Here is a 14,233-nt window from a genome sequence, read left to right as displayed (position 1 = left end):
ATACGTGTTAATACTTACTCAAAAAAAAATCATTGTTCTTTCAATTTTTTTTTCAAACAAAAACTGCAAGCATACTACCAAAAAATAACTCCACTTTTTTTAGCAAAATTATTAGACACTAAAATAACGGATATAAACACAAATATTAAAATTAAATATTAAAAAAAAGGTGTTAGCATTGGTTATCAACAGCTGTTAATAGAGCTATAAAATCATTTAAAAATTAGATATTTACAAGGTTTATAACTGTTAACAACCAACTAATAGCTTGTAAAGAACGAATATTCCTAATCATCTTAAAAAAAGTTATTCCAGATATTAACAGACAATAATAACAGATATTTTTTTTAAAATTTTAAAAGAAGATAAATGATAATTATATGTATTGTGGATAACTCTGTTTTTCATTTCTTTCTTTAATTTTTGATTTGGTGTTTATGGCGTATTAATTATTTCATGGAACTAAAGTTTAAAGTTGGTGTTTTGAAATGGTATTTGATATTTTAGTTATTAGAAGTTTTCCGTTGATTTATAACAGTGAGTTTTGACAATTAACATTCTCTAAACCTTGTTTCGAATTTTAATTGTAACTTTGGAAAAGAAAATAGCTGTCACTTCCGCTTTTAACAAAGCTATTTTTATAACAGATTTTCCTGTATCTTAGGAAATGAAAATGATCAAAGAAATTACATGAGTAAAAAGAAAAAAAGGAAATCAAAAAATGGTATTTCCAATCTATCAAATACAATTCTTAGTATTTTAAAAAAAGAAAGAAACCAAACGTTCAACTATAAACAAATAGCGGCTAAGTTAGGCGTGAACGATGCGAGCAGTAGAAATCAAATCATAAAAAAATTACGCGACCTACAAGGAAAGAATGAAATTGAAGAAGTTGATCGCGGAAAATTTAAAGCTGTTATTAACACCGAATACCACACTGGTATTTTAGATCTGTCTGGTAAAGGTACCGGATATGTAATTTGCGACGACTTCGATGAAGACGTTTTTATCGCCTCAAATAATATCAACAAAGCCTTAAATGGAGACGAAGTTGAATTTTATGTTTATAAGCGCCGTAAACGCGGTAAAATGGAAGGGGAGATAGTCAATATCATAAAACGAGAGAAAAACGAATACGTGGGCGTTATACAGCTTCATGAGAAGTATGCGTTCGTTATTGCTGATAGCAATAAAATGTATAAGGATATTTTCATCCCGATTAACAAGGTTAATAAAGCCCAGGATGGCGATAAAGTTTTAGTACGTTTGGAAGATTGGCCAGAGAAAGCCGATTCACCTTACGGAAAAGTTCTTGAAGTTTTAGGAAAACCAGGAGAACACAATACAGAAATTCATGCCATTCTTGCTGAATACGGTTTGCCGTTTGAATTTCCATACGAAGTTGAAAAGTTTGCTAATAATTTGGATACTTCTATTACAGCTGAAGAAATTGCGAAGCGTAGAGACATGCGTACCGATTTAACGTTTACAATCGATCCTAAGGACGCAAAAGATTTCGATGACGCCTTATCCTTCACCGTCCTAAAAGATGGCTTATATGAGATCGGAATACACATTGCAGACGTGTCGCACTACGTGAAAGAAGGAACGGTTTTAGATGATGAAGCTTACGAGCGTGCTACCTCGGTGTATTTAGTAGATCGTGTGGTGCCTATGTTACCAGAAGTTTTATCTAATAATGCCTGCTCATTACGTCCGCATGAAGAGAAATATACCTTTTCTGCTGTTTTTCAAATGAACGATAAATGCGAAATTAAAAATGAATGGTTTGGTAGAACCGTAACCTACAGTGATGCGCGTTTTGCTTACGAAGAAGCACAATCGATTATCGAATCGAAAACAAATGAAATTCCTCAAGAGGTTTCATTAACTGGTGAAGCGTATCAAGCCGATCAAAAAATTGCCGATGCTATTTTAAAAATGGATGAGCTGGCGAAAAAAATGCGAAACAAACGTATGCGTTCTGGAGCGATTTCTTTCGATAAAGTTGAAGTGAAATTTAACTTAGATGAAAATGCAAATCCAATTGGTGTATTTTTTAAAACAAGTAAAGATGCTAATAAGCTTATTGAAGAATTTATGTTGTTAGCCAATAGAAAAGTGTCTGAATTTATTGGAAAACAATCACCGAAAAAAACGTTTGTGTATCGTGTGCATGATGAACCAGATGTAAGCAAGCTGGCAAATTTACAAGGTATCGTTTCTAAGTTTGGATATAAACTGAATTTTAAAGACCGAAAAACAACGTCGGCGTCTTTAAATAATTTATTAACCGAAGTAGTTGGTAAAAAAGAACAAAATCTTGTAGATACTTTAGCGATTCGAAGCATGAGTAAAGCTGAATATACCACGCATAATATTGGGCATTACGGATTAGCGTTCGATTATTATAGTCATTTTACCTCGCCAATTCGTCGTTATCCAGATGTTATGGCGCATCGATTGTTGCAACATTATCTCGATGGTGGAACATCAGCAAACGAAGAAGCTTACGAAGATAAATGTAAACATTCCAGTGATATGGAAAATTTAGCAACCAAAGCCGAGCGTGATTCTATAAAATACATGCAAATTCGTTTTATGGAAGATCATAAAGATGAACATTTTGTAGGTGTGATTTCAGGAGTAACCGACTGGGGAATTTATGTTGAGATTATCGACAATAAATGTGAAGGAATGGTAAGTGTTCGTGATATGAACGACGACCATTATGCGTTCGATCAGGATTTGTATGCTATGATTGGTCGCTCGACAAAAAATATGTATCAGTTAGGTGATGAAGTTGTGGTAAAAGTTAAAAACACCGATTTGGTTAAAAAACATCTCGATTTTAACTTGATTGGGAAATATGAAAACGAATAATTATATGTTGTTTTAAATTATATAAAGCTCTTTAAATTTTTTTAAGGAGCTTTTTTTATCTCTTAAAAAAATCCAAAAGCAAAATTACAACGGTATAATTATTGATAATTTTACATTCAAATCAAAAAAAGTACAGAAATGAAAACCTTAGTGAAAGTATTTGTTCTATTTATAACGACCATAATTTACGCGCAAGATCCAGTTGAAACAAATCTTGATGAATTTAACGAATTAAAAGTTTACGATTTAATTCAGGTGAAACTGGTAAAGTCTAACGAGAATAAAGCAGTTGTTTCCGGAAAGAATAAAAACAATGTGGTCCTGACTAACAAAAATGGCGTTCTTAAAATTAAAATGGAATTCGAAAAACTCTTTGATGGCGATGCTACCGAAGTGGTTTTGTATTATACGTCGTTCGATATCATTGACGTTAACGAAGGTGCCAAAGTAGAAAGTGAAGACGAGATAAAACAATTTGAAGTAAATTTAAGAGCTCAGGAAGGCGGAATTATAAATGTACCGGTGAATGTTTCGGTGATTAACGTAAAAGCGGTTACAGGTGGAATTATTGAGGCGAAAGGAACCGTAAAAGAGCAAACCATTGCTCTTAGAACAGGTGGTATTTATAAAGGCACAAATTTAGAATCACAATACACCGATATATCTGTTAATGCAGGTGGTGAAGGATATGTTAGAGCAGAAAAACAAGTTGATGCTACAATACGTGCCGGTGGTAATGTGTATGTTTACGGAAAACCAACAACCATTAATGAAACCACAGTTATTGGTGGTAAAGTGCATAAAATGAATTAGAGGTTAATAAAACTCAAATATGTTAAAAGTCGGTAAAACAATTACCGACTTTTTTTATTCTAATAATGGAATAATGAAGCGGTCTTTTGTAGTTTTTCTAACAGTATGTTTTTAAAATATTTCTTTACTTTGTATTGAAACTCTCGCACGATTATGTTTGATGATATTTTAGCCGCTATTCCTTTTGGCGTTGTATTGGCATTTACAATAGGTCCGGTATTTTTTGTTCTTCTTGAAACCAGTATAACCAAAGGCTTTAAAAGTGCCTTGATTTTTGATTGCGGTGTGATGCTTGCCGATGTTATTTTTATTCTGGTGGCATTTTTTAGTACCAGTAAATTACTCGATAAAATTAAAGACGATCCTAACTTTTTAATTTTTGGAGGTGTCTTGTTGGTGGTTTATGGTATTATTTCGTTTATGAAAACCTCGAAATCATTCAGAGAAATTGTTCGCGAATACCATAAAGTTGAAATTAAAAAAGGCTACGGAAAATTATTTTTAAAAGGCTTTCTTCTGAATTTTATAAATATTGGTGTGTTGCTAGGATGGGTAGCGTTTATCGTTTTAGGGAATTCGTTAACAACTTCTGAAGATGGCGTCGTTGTTTTTTTATCAACGATTTTAATTGTTTACTTTTTAATAGACCTGGTTAAAATTGTAATTGCTAAAAAGCTTCGTCATCAATTAACACCCCGTTTAATATTTAAAACCAAAAAAATTATTGCGTTGGTTATTTTAGGCTTTGGTGTTTTATTACTTACCCAAGGGTTCTTCCCTAAAGAAAAGGAACTCATTAAAGAAAAACTGGAACAGATTAATCCTGTGAATAGGTAGGGTTAAAGTTATTTGATGGTTTTAGTAAAGAGTATGTATAAGCTTCGAAGTAATTTTCATTGCATATTTTCATTTCTAAAATTTGATATCTAAAACTGTACTATAAACTTACTTTTTATTACTTAATAAGTATTACAAATTAGCTTTTATTATCATTTAATTTCAACTCCATTTTTTGTTTGTAAATTTTAAATAAAGTCACACTATATGAAAATAAAAAAGGAATTAAAGTAAGAAAGAAAATTTTATCTCCCTTGTTTTGATATTGGGTTAATACAGTATAAATATGAGAGCAAATTGGGATCATGAGGATTATACCACCTATCAAAAATAAGTGTAAATCATACTTGTGAAATGATTTATACGAATTGTAAAGGAATAATATTAAAATTACTAAAATCACTCCTGCCTGAATTATTGATGAAATATTTCCAAAAAGTCCTAAAATGAGATATAATCCAAATGGACCACCAATATGGGGACCAGACCATGTAATAAGAAGAAAGGATATTACCGTTAATATTTTCAATATTTTTAAATTCATAAATTGATTTTTATGGTTTTATTTCAAAACAATTTACTCTTTTTTCTTACAACCAAAAATAAAGGCATAAAAAAACCTTCAAGTACTCTTGAAGGTTTTTTTGAGGTGTCGAGCGGATTCGAACCGCTGTAGCAGGTTTTGCAGACCTGTGCCTAAGCCCCTCGGCCACGACACCATTAATTTAGCAGTAATTAATTTTTATATAGTAAATCTACAAAAAATATGTCAACTGCCGTTAAGCGGTTGCAAATGTAAAAAAAAATAAGACTTTACAATAACTTAAAATTAATTTTTCCGCGATAATCGAGATTTATGTGGTTGTCAGCTTTTTTTCGGAATGAAAAATCGCTTATTAAATAACTTATTTAAAGGTTATCCTTGAAAATCTTTGCGTCTATCCATCATTTTAATGGTTACTTTCTCTACATCGCCACCAATAGGAGGATTTAATTTACTAACCCAAACCGTAGCTTTTCTAACCATTTTATCTTCATTAAAAATACGATCTAAAATACGGCGAGCTACCGTTTCTAATAAATGCGAAGGCACAGCCATTTCTTCTTTTATTATGCGGTTTAATAAAACGTAATCTACCGTATCTTTTAACTGGTCAGATTTTGCCGATGGCTGTAAGTCGGCCTTAACTTCTAAATCTACAAGATAATCGCTACCTATTTTAGTTTCTTCTTTTAAACATCCGTGGTATGCAAATACACGAATATTTTCAACTTTAATAATGCCCATAGTTTATGTGAATAAATCAAAAATATTACTCAACGCGCTGGTACTGGCTTTGTAAAATTCGGTGTAGGTACAATTCGAGCAGGTTACCGAGGTGAATTTCTTGTTTTGAACATCAAAAATTTTCGATAAGGTGCCGCCGGTTGCACGTATTTCACCAACTTCAAAAGTGGTATTAGCACATTTAGGGCAAATGTAGTTAGTATTTTTCATTGTTATCAGGTGTTTTGTAAGATTTAAATGATTAGTAACGTTAAGTTAAATTTTGTTACGCTTCTGTTGGTATATTCATTTATAATAACTTGTTTTTATGTAATTTTGAGCCTTATTTAGTTGAAATAAATTTCAAGTATGTCTGAAGAAAGAAAATCGCTCAACTTTTTAGAGCAAATTATAGAAGAAGATTTGGCTAATGGCATGCCAAAAAGCAACCTAAGATTTCGTTTTCCACCAGAACCAAACGGGTATTTACATATAGGTCACACTAAAGCTATAGGTATTAGTTTTGGTTTGGGAGAAAAATATAACGCACCAGTAAACCTTCGTTTTGACGATACGAATCCAGCTAAAGAAGAGCAGGAGTATGTTGATGCTATTAAAGAAGATGTGGCGTGGTTAGGTTACAAATGGGATAAAGAATTATACTCTTCAGATTATTTTCAGCAGTTATACGACTGGGCTGTTCAATTAATAAAGGACGGTAAAGCTTATGTGGATTCACAAACCAGTGAAGCTATGGCTGAACAAAAAGGAACACCTACACAACCTGGTGTCGATGGACCTTACCGTAATCGTACAGTAGAAGAAAATCTTGATTTATTCGAACGTATGAAGGCCGGTGAGTTTAATGAAGGCGAACATATTTTACGAGCTAAAATAGATATGCAGCATCCTAATATGTTGATGCGCGATCCAATTATGTATCGTATTTTAAAGAAACACCACCACCGTACAGGAGACGATTGGTGTATTTACCCAATGTACGACTGGACGCATGGTGAAAGTGATTATTTAGAACAAATATCGCACTCGTTATGTTCTTTAGAATTTAAACCACATCGTGAATTATATAACTGGTTTAAGGATCAGGTTTACGATTACAGTAAAACCGAATATCCGTTATTGCCAAAACAACGTGAGTTTGCCCGTTTAAACTTAAGTTATACTATCATGAGTAAACGTAAGTTATTACAATTGGTAAACGATAAAGTTGTTGCCGGTTGGGACGATCCGCGTATGCCTACCATTTCAGGGTTACGTCGTCGTGGTTATACGCCTGCTGCTCTTAGAAAGTTTGTAGAAACCGTTGGTGTGGCTAAACGTGATAATGTTATTGATGTATCGCTTTTAGAATTCTGTATTCGTGAAGATTTAAATAAAACGGCACCACGTGTTATGGCAGTTTTAGATCCGGTAAAAGTGGTAATCACCAATTATCCGGAAGGTAAAGAGGAATGGTTTGATGCTGAAAACAATCCGGAAGATGAAGCTGCAGGTTCAAGAAAAGTACCTTTTTCAAGAGAAATATATATTGAAAAGGATGACTTTAAAGAAGAGGCAGGAAGTAAGTTTTTTCGTTTAAAATTAGGTGGCGAAGTACGTCTTAAAAATGCTTATATCATTCAGGCTAATGATGTATTAAAAGATGCTAACGGAGACATTACAGAAATTCACTGTACCTATTCTGAAGACACTTCTAAAAAAGTAAAAGGAACATTACACTGGGTGTCTATTAAGCATGCGGTAAAAGCTGAAGTTCGCGAATACGATCGTTTGTTTATGGACGAAGCTCCGGACAGTCATCAGGATAAAGATTTCATGGATTTCTTAAATCCGGATTCTTTAAAAATTATTGAAGCTTATGTTGAGCCAAGTTTGGTTGAAGCTAAAGTAGGGGATCGTTTCCAGTTCCAACGTCTTGGGTATTTTAATGTCGATAACGATGCAACTTCAGATAAGTTAGTATTTAATAAAACCGTTGGATTGCGAGATACCTGGGCTAAACAAGAAGCTCCGGTAAAGCAGGAAGCAAAACCACAACATGCGAAACCACAAAATCAGCCACCAAAGAAAAAGGCGATTGATGTGATTCAGCAATTAGGTAAAAAATACACGAATTTACCAGAGGTAAAGCAGGAAAAAGTAAAAGCTGAAATTTTAGAATTAGCTAAAGACGTAACCTACGAAGAACTTCAACCGTTATTCAATACCGCAGCTAAAAAGGTGGGAACACGTATTGCAGTGGCACTGGCATTAGGGGTGTTATTAGAAAGTGGTTTAGATAAGAATTCTGAAATTCAGGAGTTCATAGATAAAGCTTTAGAAGATTCTAACGATGTTTTAGTAGCTGAAGCTCAGACTTTATAATAAGTCGCTTTCATTCAGTGAATTATATTGAAAATCCATAATAATTTTGGTTATATTTAAACTATCTAACTGTAACTAAAATTATTATGGATTTTAATTTATTAGCAATTATTGTTGCTGCGTTTTCAGCTTTATTGGTTGGTTTTATCTGGTATCACCCAAAGGTATTTGGAACGGCTTGGATGCAAGCTGCCGATATGACTGAAGAGAAAATGCAGGGCGCTAACATGGGTAAAATTTTCGGATTAGCCTTATTGTTTTCATTTTTCTTAGCCTTTGCCCTTCAGTTTTTAACTATTCATCAATCTGGAGCTGTAAGTATGGTAGGTGGCGATGTTGAAAATGCATTACCATCATTCCATGCATTTATGGAAGATTACGGAACGGCCTTCAGAACATTCAAACATGGTGTTTTACATGGTGTAATAGCCGGAATTTTTATTGCCATGCCTATATTGGGAATCAATGCACTTTTTGAGCGTAGAAGCGGAAAATACATTTTAATCCATACAGGGTATTGGATTGTAACATTAGCCTTAATGGGTGGAATTGTTTGCGCCTGGCAATAATGTTGTAATTTTTATAGATATTTAGAGACTGAAGGGATTTAACTTCAGTCTTTTTTTGCTTTCAATTGTATGTATCAAATTTATAATACTGTTTCCAATTTACCTGATTCCTGGGATGCTTTAGTTAAGCATGATATTTTTCTTCAATCAAATTATTTAAAAGCCCTGGAACATTCGGCTCCTGCTAATATTAGGTGTTATTATGTTGGTATTTTTAAAGAGGAAACTTTAGTAGGTGTTGCCATTATACAGCGTGTGCAATTGTATTTAAAAGATATGTTTAGAAATGCTCAGGTGTCCTGTGCTAAAGACTTTTTAAAAGATCAGGTGTCTAAGATTTTAAAGGGAAATATTCTGGTAGTTGGAAATTTAATGCATACCGGGCAGCATGGTATTTATTTTCAAAAGGAAAGTATTAGTCAGCAAGATTATTTAGAATGTGTTTTTCAGGCGTTAGAAGTTATTGAAAGGAACATAAAACTAGATCAGAATAAAACCATTCGGGCTTTAGTTTTTAAAGATTATTTTCTGAAGGATGACATACATACCCAAACCGATTTTTTTAATAAACTTAAATTGTATCAGGTCGCTGTACAACCAAATATGATGATGGATGTGCGTTCCAACTGGAATACTTTTCAGGATTATATTTCAGATTTGAACAAAAAATACAGAGATCGGTACAAACGTGCCAGAAAGAAATTTAATGGCATTGTAAGTCGGGAGTTGGCTTTAGAGGATATTCAAACTCATGAAAAACAACTTTACAATCTATATTTTAATGTTTCCGACAATGCTAAGTTTAATACGTTTATTCTTTCTGAAAATCATTTTTATCAGTTAAAATTTCAACTAAAAGACAATTTTAAAGTCTTTGGGTATTTTTTAAATAATCAATTAGTCGGATTCTATACGTTGCTTTTAAACGGCACCGATTTAGAAACTTATTTTTTAGGGTATGATTGCGAACATCAATACCCTAATCAATTGTATTTAAATATGCTTTATGATATGGCAGAATTTGGGATTAATAACAATTTTAAGAATATAGTATATGCCCGAACGGCAATGGAGATTAAAAGTTCGGTGGGAGCAGAGGCCAAACCCATGGTAATGTATTTAAAGCATACCAATTCGGTTTTAAATGCAGTTTTAAGTCAGATTTTCGGATTAATGAATCCGGAACAAAACTGGGAACCCAGACATCCATTTAAGTAGTGTTAAAATGCTTTGTTAAAAGGTTTAAAATTAATAACTTAAAAGGGTTATAGATTTTAAATATTTTAGTTATGCAACCTTTAACAAAAACGCTTTCTAAAATTTCGCATCTTATTCGATATATAGAAACCGATTACCCGGAATTGTATCAGCATTTAGATGAAAATCCGGTGACATTATCACAGCATGCAGGTGCTCAAATGGATACCGATTCGATGCAGAATTATTTAGAAACCTTGAAAAGTATATTACATAATTATAAGCTTGAAAAAGGTATTATTGCAGCATCATAAATGCTAATGATTTCGTTTTTTATAGCTTTTTAAAAATAGTCGTGTGACTTTTAATTACTTCAAAAGCACGCTAAGTTGTTTACGGCCTTATTTCTTCATTTTATTTCCTTAACTTTTCAGCTTAAAATTCTTCAAAAACTTATAAAACGGTAGCATGAGTATTAGAACACTGATATTGGTTATTATGAATAGCTTAATTTTTCTCGTGGTTTTAGTGCTGTCGGTGACATTCTATTATCAGTTTTCAAAAGTTTTAGACGATAGAATATTACTTCAGTTAAATTCTATAAAAACCTTGAAAAAGGTACAGATTGAAAAATTAATAGACGACGAATGGCTTGAATTTAATACTGAGTTTGCAAATAATGACAGCCTTGTTTCAGTCGATACTTCTGATGTTATTCTTCCAAAAAACAGACAATTTAAATCTGGTATTTACGATTTAACAGCATATAGTGAAACCGGAAAAACGGCTATTGGCTTAATTTTGAATAAAGGAGGAAGGATGGTTTTCAAAGTTGTTGATTACAATAAAATAAAATCTATTCTTTTAGAGCGTACCGGTATGGGAAATACTGGTGAATCTTATCTGGTAGGAGAAGATTTAAAGATGCGTTCGCCATCACGTTTTTATCCCGATTCGTTACCGTCTAAAATTAAAGTCGAAACCAATGGTGTTATAAGTGCTTTTGCAGGAAATGAAGGCAGAGCTGTTATAAAAGATTATCGTGACGTTGATGTGTACAGCCTTTTTAGTGCGATTAAAATTTCAAATCTTCATTTAGCTATTCTTTCGGAAATCGACACAAGTGAGGTTAATGCACCATTAATAAAATTAAAGGTTAGGCTCTTTGAGTTAATTTTAATAACTATGCTTATCGCTGTTGTATTATCATTGTTTCTGACTAAAATTATTACAAGGCCAATTATAAATATGCAGAAGAGTCTTAAAATTATGGCTTCTGGTGATTATAATCAAACCAGTACATTCCGTAAAAATTCAACCGAAATTAATGATATGTTCGAAGCCTTGGATAACCTTAAAAAGTCGTTGCAGGGTGCCGTTAAATTCTCGAATGAAATGGGTGAATTAAATTTGAATACAGAGTATGTTCCTAAAGGTAATAACGATTTGTTAGGGAAAAGTTTGTTGAAAATGCGTGATAAACTTATTGAGTTTCGTAACAATGAAAATAGAAACAGAATGAATACAAAACGTTTGCTCGTTGATGGCTTGGAAAACGAAAGACAACGTTTATCTCGCGAGCTTCACGATGGTATTGGCCCTTTGTTAACCTCGTTAAAATTTTATATAGAAAATCGTATTGAAAGTAAAAGGAAACGAACAGAAATGAAGCAGCTTTTAGATGCCACAATTTCTGAAATTCGCTCCATGTCTAATGATTTAATGCCTTCTACTATTGACGATTTTGGAGTAGGAGCGGCTTTATCTAATTTTGTTGAAAGTATAAAACAATCCTCAGATATCGATATTGAATTTGAAGATTTAACCAATCCTGAAAATAGTAAAATCGCAAAAAATCAGGCTATCAATCTTTTTAGAATCGGACAGGAACTTATTAATAACACATTGAAGCATGGCAATGCATCACAAATTCGATTAACTTTATCTGAATTCGAAAATTTTATTTCCTTTTTTTATTTTGATAATGGAAAAGGTTTCGATTTAAATACGGTTAAATTGGGTTCCGGAATTATTAATATCAAGGAGCGGGTAGAAATTTGTCAAGGCGATATTGATATTAATTCCAAAGAAGGTAGAACAACTTTTGAAATAGAATTACCTATAAACAATGAATAATATTAGACTTATTATAGCAGACGACCACGAATTATTCAGAAATGGTTTAACAGAGTTATTAAAAAAATACGACGATGTTACCGTTGTAAAAAGTGTGGCCGATGGTAAGGAGTTTATGAAAACTATTGAGGAGTATGATGATATTGATATTGTACTTTTAGATATTACCATGCCTAATATGGATGGTTTTCAGGTATTGAAAAAAATGAAGAGTTTAAACACTAAAATAAAGCCTGTAATCATCTCAATGCACAACGATGGTAATTATATTGCCAAATGTGCTAAAAGTGGTGCTTATGGCTATTTATTAAAGAATACAGATCAGGAAGAATTGATTAAAGTCATTCGTATTGTAAATCAGGGAAACAAATATTTTAGTCCGAGTATTACAGAAAAGATGATCAATTTCATGTCTGTTCAGAATGTGAGTGAAAATGTGCTTTCTAAAAAAGAAAAGGAAGTTTTAGGACTTATAGCTGAAGGTCTTACCACTAAAGAAATAGCAGCCCAACTCTTTGTAAGCAGCAGAACCATAGAAACGCATCGCGCCAATGTTTTAAAGAAATTAGAGGTAAAAAATACTGCCGAATTAATTAAAAAAGCGACCCAGTTAAATTTAATATAGAGTCTTCTATATCCGTATTTATACGGATATAAATTACGTGATTTCTCATATCTGTAATACATGATGTTTGCCTGTAACTTTGCAGAGAACATTTAAATTTATATATCATGAAGAATCTATATTTCATACTTGCATTTGTATTTGTTACTTTTTCTGCATTTTCACAAGATAGAAGTGATTTAAAAGGACCAGCATATAAAAATTATAAGCACGGTAAGAACAAAACAGAAGTGAAACAGGTTTATACTTCAGACAACAAGGCGAATTTAACCGGTCCGGCTTATAAAAATTATAAACCAGGAAAAAATACAGAAGAAGCAACTTATACCCAAGTTGTATTCGAAAATAAGAAGGCAAATTTAACTGGGCCTGCTTATAAAAATTATAAGCCAGGAAAAACTCAGGAGGTTAGTGTGATTGCTGTTAATGAATAGAGAGCATTACAGCATCATAATTTTTTAGTTAATTAGGATAAAAAAAGCATTTCAAATTTTGAAATGCTTTTTTGTTTTAGATACTCTTGTTGTATTATGAATTTTTCTTCTTGTTTTCTTTCATAGCTTCACCAATTTGATTGCTTGCCGTAAAGCTTGCCACCATATCATTAAGCATATTGCTACCTGCTTGTGGTGAATTTGGTAGCAGAATTAAGTTGCTATTGGTTTCACCTCCTATGGCTTGCAAGGTATCGTAATGCTGTGTTACTACAATTAAAGCTGAAGCTTCCTGACTGTTGATGCCTACTCGGTTTAAAACATCAACCGATTCTTCTAAACCACGTGCAATTTCACGACGCTGATCGGCAATACCTTGTCCTTGTAAACGCTTACTTTCAGCTTCTGCTTTTGCTTTTTCAACAATTAAAATACGTTGTGCATCACCTTCATATTGAGCAGCTGTTTTTTCACGTTCTGCAGCATTAATACGGTTCATAGCTGCTTTAACTTGTGGATCCGGATCGATATCCGTAACCAAGGTTTTAATAATATCAAAACCGTAATCAAGCATGGCATCGTTTAATTCAGCTTTTACAGCCAAGGCGATGTCATCTTTTTTTACGAATACATCATCCAATTTCATTTTAGGTACTTCGGCACGTACCACGTCAAAAACATAACTGGTTATTTGATCGTGCGGATAATCGAGCTTATAGAACGCATCGTAAACTTTATCCTTTATGACTTTGTATTGTACAGATATTTTTAAACGAACAAATACGTCGTCTAAGGTTTTAGTTTCTACCAAAACATCCAGCTGTTGAATTTTTAAACTTAAGCGTCCTGAAACCGTATCGATTAACGGGATCTTCAATTGTAACCCGGAATGACGAATACTTTGAAATTTACCAAAACGCTCTATAATAGCAGCTGTTTGTTGTTTAACAGTAAAGAACGAAAAAAATAGGATAACAAGTCCTAAGAATAGAAAAACAGGTATTGAGAATAACATAATGTATTATTTAATGAGTTAGAATAAATTAAGATACTAAAATTATGTGTTATATTTGGTTACAAACCACTA

14 protein-coding genes and 1 tRNA gene are annotated in these 14,233 nt (G+C 32.8%); 10 read left to right on the top strand and 5 right to left on the bottom strand.

The genetic code is table 11. The features are described from left to right. Positions 1 to 690: 690 nt before the first annotated feature. From rnr to NO995_RS06130, 3 genes are all read left to right on the top strand, one after another. Positions 691 to 2,883 (top strand): ribonuclease R, encoded by a 2,193-nt coding sequence (gene rnr / locus NO995_RS06140; protein ID WP_258226712.1) that lies wholly within the window; start codon positions 691 to 693, stop codon positions 2,881 to 2,883. 138 nt (positions 2,884 to 3,021) lie between these two features. Next, positions 3,022 to 3,696 (top strand): head GIN domain-containing protein, encoded by a 675-nt coding sequence (locus NO995_RS06135; RefSeq protein WP_258226711.1) that lies wholly within the window; start codon positions 3,022 to 3,024, stop codon positions 3,694 to 3,696. A gap of 153 nt (positions 3,697 to 3,849) precedes the next feature. Then, complete coding sequence (locus tag NO995_RS06130) at positions 3,850 to 4,533, top strand: LysE family translocator (RefSeq protein WP_258226710.1); 684 nt, start codon at positions 3,850 to 3,852, stop codon at positions 4,531 to 4,533. A 139-nt stretch (positions 4,534 to 4,672) separates the two neighbouring features. Here the strand turns inward: NO995_RS06130 and NO995_RS06125 are convergent, their stop codons facing one another. The 4 genes from NO995_RS06125 to NO995_RS06110 all read right to left on the bottom strand — a co-directional run bounded on the left by NO995_RS06125 (position 4,673) and on the right by NO995_RS06110 (position 6,031). Further along, the gene (locus NO995_RS06125; RefSeq protein ID WP_258226709.1) at positions 4,673 to 5,077 is read right to left on the bottom strand and encodes a hypothetical protein; all 405 of its coding nucleotides are present in this window, start codon (positions 5,075 to 5,077) and stop codon (positions 4,673 to 4,675) included. A 103-nt stretch (positions 5,078 to 5,180) separates the two neighbouring features. Beyond that, positions 5,181 to 5,252: transfer RNA gene (locus NO995_RS06120), tRNA-Cys, on the bottom strand. Positions 5,253 to 5,449: 197 nt separating this feature from the next. Then, the gene (gene folB, locus NO995_RS06115) at positions 5,450 to 5,821 is read right to left on the bottom strand and encodes a dihydroneopterin aldolase (protein ID WP_240572467.1); all 372 of its coding nucleotides are present in this window, start codon (positions 5,819 to 5,821) and stop codon (positions 5,450 to 5,452) included. A 3-nt stretch (positions 5,822 to 5,824) separates the two neighbouring features. Next, a complete protein-coding gene (locus tag NO995_RS06110; protein WP_188222633.1) occupies positions 5,825 to 6,031 on the bottom strand; it encodes a zinc ribbon domain-containing protein in 207 nt (68 codons plus the stop codon). Between the two features lie 138 nt (positions 6,032 to 6,169). Here NO995_RS06110 and NO995_RS06105 point away from each other — a divergent pair, with 138 nt between their 5' ends. The 7 genes from NO995_RS06105 (at position 6,170) to NO995_RS06075 (ending at position 13,146) form a co-directional block, all read left to right on the top strand. Next, positions 6,170 to 8,185, top strand: a complete 2,016-nt coding sequence (locus NO995_RS06105; RefSeq protein WP_258226708.1) for a glutamine--tRNA ligase/YqeY domain fusion protein — start codon at positions 6,170 to 6,172, stop codon at positions 8,183 to 8,185. 86 nt (positions 8,186 to 8,271) lie between these two features. Continuing rightward, on the top strand, positions 8,272 to 8,754 hold the full coding sequence (locus NO995_RS06100; RefSeq protein WP_240572465.1) for a DUF1761 domain-containing protein: 483 nt from the start codon (positions 8,272 to 8,274) through the stop codon (positions 8,752 to 8,754). Between the two features lie 69 nt (positions 8,755 to 8,823). Then, the gene (locus NO995_RS06095; protein WP_258226707.1) at positions 8,824 to 9,972 is read left to right on the top strand and encodes a GNAT family N-acetyltransferase; all 1,149 of its coding nucleotides are present in this window, start codon (positions 8,824 to 8,826) and stop codon (positions 9,970 to 9,972) included. A 71-nt stretch (positions 9,973 to 10,043) separates the two neighbouring features. Next, the gene (locus NO995_RS06090) at positions 10,044 to 10,265 is read left to right on the top strand and encodes a hypothetical protein (RefSeq protein WP_240572463.1); all 222 of its coding nucleotides are present in this window, start codon (positions 10,044 to 10,046) and stop codon (positions 10,263 to 10,265) included. Positions 10,266 to 10,419: 154 nt separating this feature from the next. Further along, positions 10,420 to 12,087: an ATP-binding protein gene (locus tag NO995_RS06085; RefSeq protein WP_258226706.1), complete on the top strand. Its 1,668-nt coding sequence runs from the start codon at positions 10,420 to 10,422 to the stop codon at positions 12,085 to 12,087. After that, on the top strand, positions 12,080 to 12,712 hold the full coding sequence (locus tag NO995_RS06080) for a response regulator transcription factor (protein WP_258226705.1): 633 nt from the start codon (positions 12,080 to 12,082) through the stop codon (positions 12,710 to 12,712). The genes NO995_RS06085 and NO995_RS06080 overlap by 8 nt, the downstream gene beginning before the upstream one ends. A gap of 107 nt (positions 12,713 to 12,819) precedes the next feature. Beyond that, positions 12,820 to 13,146 (top strand): hypothetical protein, encoded by a 327-nt coding sequence (locus NO995_RS06075; RefSeq protein WP_240572460.1) that lies wholly within the window; start codon positions 12,820 to 12,822, stop codon positions 13,144 to 13,146. 94 nt (positions 13,147 to 13,240) lie between these two features. Here the strand turns inward: NO995_RS06075 and NO995_RS06070 are convergent, their stop codons facing one another. Beyond that, entirely contained in the window at positions 13,241 to 14,161 is a 921-nt protein-coding gene (locus tag NO995_RS06070) for an SPFH domain-containing protein (protein ID WP_240572459.1), read from the bottom strand. Positions 14,162 to 14,233: the final 72 nt, after the last annotated feature.

It is taken from the genome of Aestuariibaculum sp. M13, assembly GCF_024723255.1.
Lineage (GTDB): Bacteria > Bacteroidota > Bacteroidia > Flavobacteriales > Flavobacteriaceae > Aestuariibaculum > Aestuariibaculum lutulentum.
The sequence above is the reverse complement of the archived record's forward strand: the minus strand, read 5'-3'. Positions and strand labels throughout refer to the sequence as shown.

Bases quoted from the DNA above. Each gene is read 5' to 3' on its own strand.
- NO995_RS06100 (WP_240572465.1), top strand. From the start codon at position 8,272: ATGGATTTTAATTTATTAGCAATTATTGTTGCTGCGTTTTCAGCTTTA.
- folB (WP_240572467.1), bottom strand. From the start codon at position 5,821: ATGGGCATTATTAAAGTTGAAAATATTCGTGTATTTGCATACCACGGA.
- NO995_RS06070 (WP_240572459.1), bottom strand. From the start codon at position 14,161: ATGTTATTCTCAATACCTGTTTTTCTATTCTTAGGACTTGTTATCCTA.
- NO995_RS06080 (WP_258226705.1), top strand. From the start codon at position 12,080: ATGAATAATATTAGACTTATTATAGCAGACGACCACGAATTATTCAGA.
- NO995_RS06110 (WP_188222633.1), bottom strand. From the start codon at position 6,031: ATGAAAAATACTAACTACATTTGCCCTAAATGTGCTAATACCACTTTT.
- NO995_RS06125 (WP_258226709.1), bottom strand. From the start codon at position 5,077: ATGAATTTAAAAATATTGAAAATATTAACGGTAATATCCTTTCTTCTT.
- NO995_RS06130 (WP_258226710.1), top strand. From the start codon at position 3,850: ATGTTTGATGATATTTTAGCCGCTATTCCTTTTGGCGTTGTATTGGCA.
- NO995_RS06075 (WP_240572460.1), top strand. From the start codon at position 12,820: ATGAAGAATCTATATTTCATACTTGCATTTGTATTTGTTACTTTTTCT.
- NO995_RS06090 (WP_240572463.1), top strand. From the start codon at position 10,044: ATGCAACCTTTAACAAAAACGCTTTCTAAAATTTCGCATCTTATTCGA.
- NO995_RS06135 (WP_258226711.1), top strand. From the start codon at position 3,022: ATGAAAACCTTAGTGAAAGTATTTGTTCTATTTATAACGACCATAATT.
- rnr (WP_258226712.1), top strand. From the start codon at position 691: ATGAGTAAAAAGAAAAAAAGGAAATCAAAAAATGGTATTTCCAATCTA.
- NO995_RS06105 (WP_258226708.1), top strand. From the start codon at position 6,170: ATGTCTGAAGAAAGAAAATCGCTCAACTTTTTAGAGCAAATTATAGAA.
- NO995_RS06095 (WP_258226707.1), top strand. From the start codon at position 8,824: ATGTATCAAATTTATAATACTGTTTCCAATTTACCTGATTCCTGGGAT.
- NO995_RS06085 (WP_258226706.1), top strand. From the start codon at position 10,420: ATGAGTATTAGAACACTGATATTGGTTATTATGAATAGCTTAATTTTT.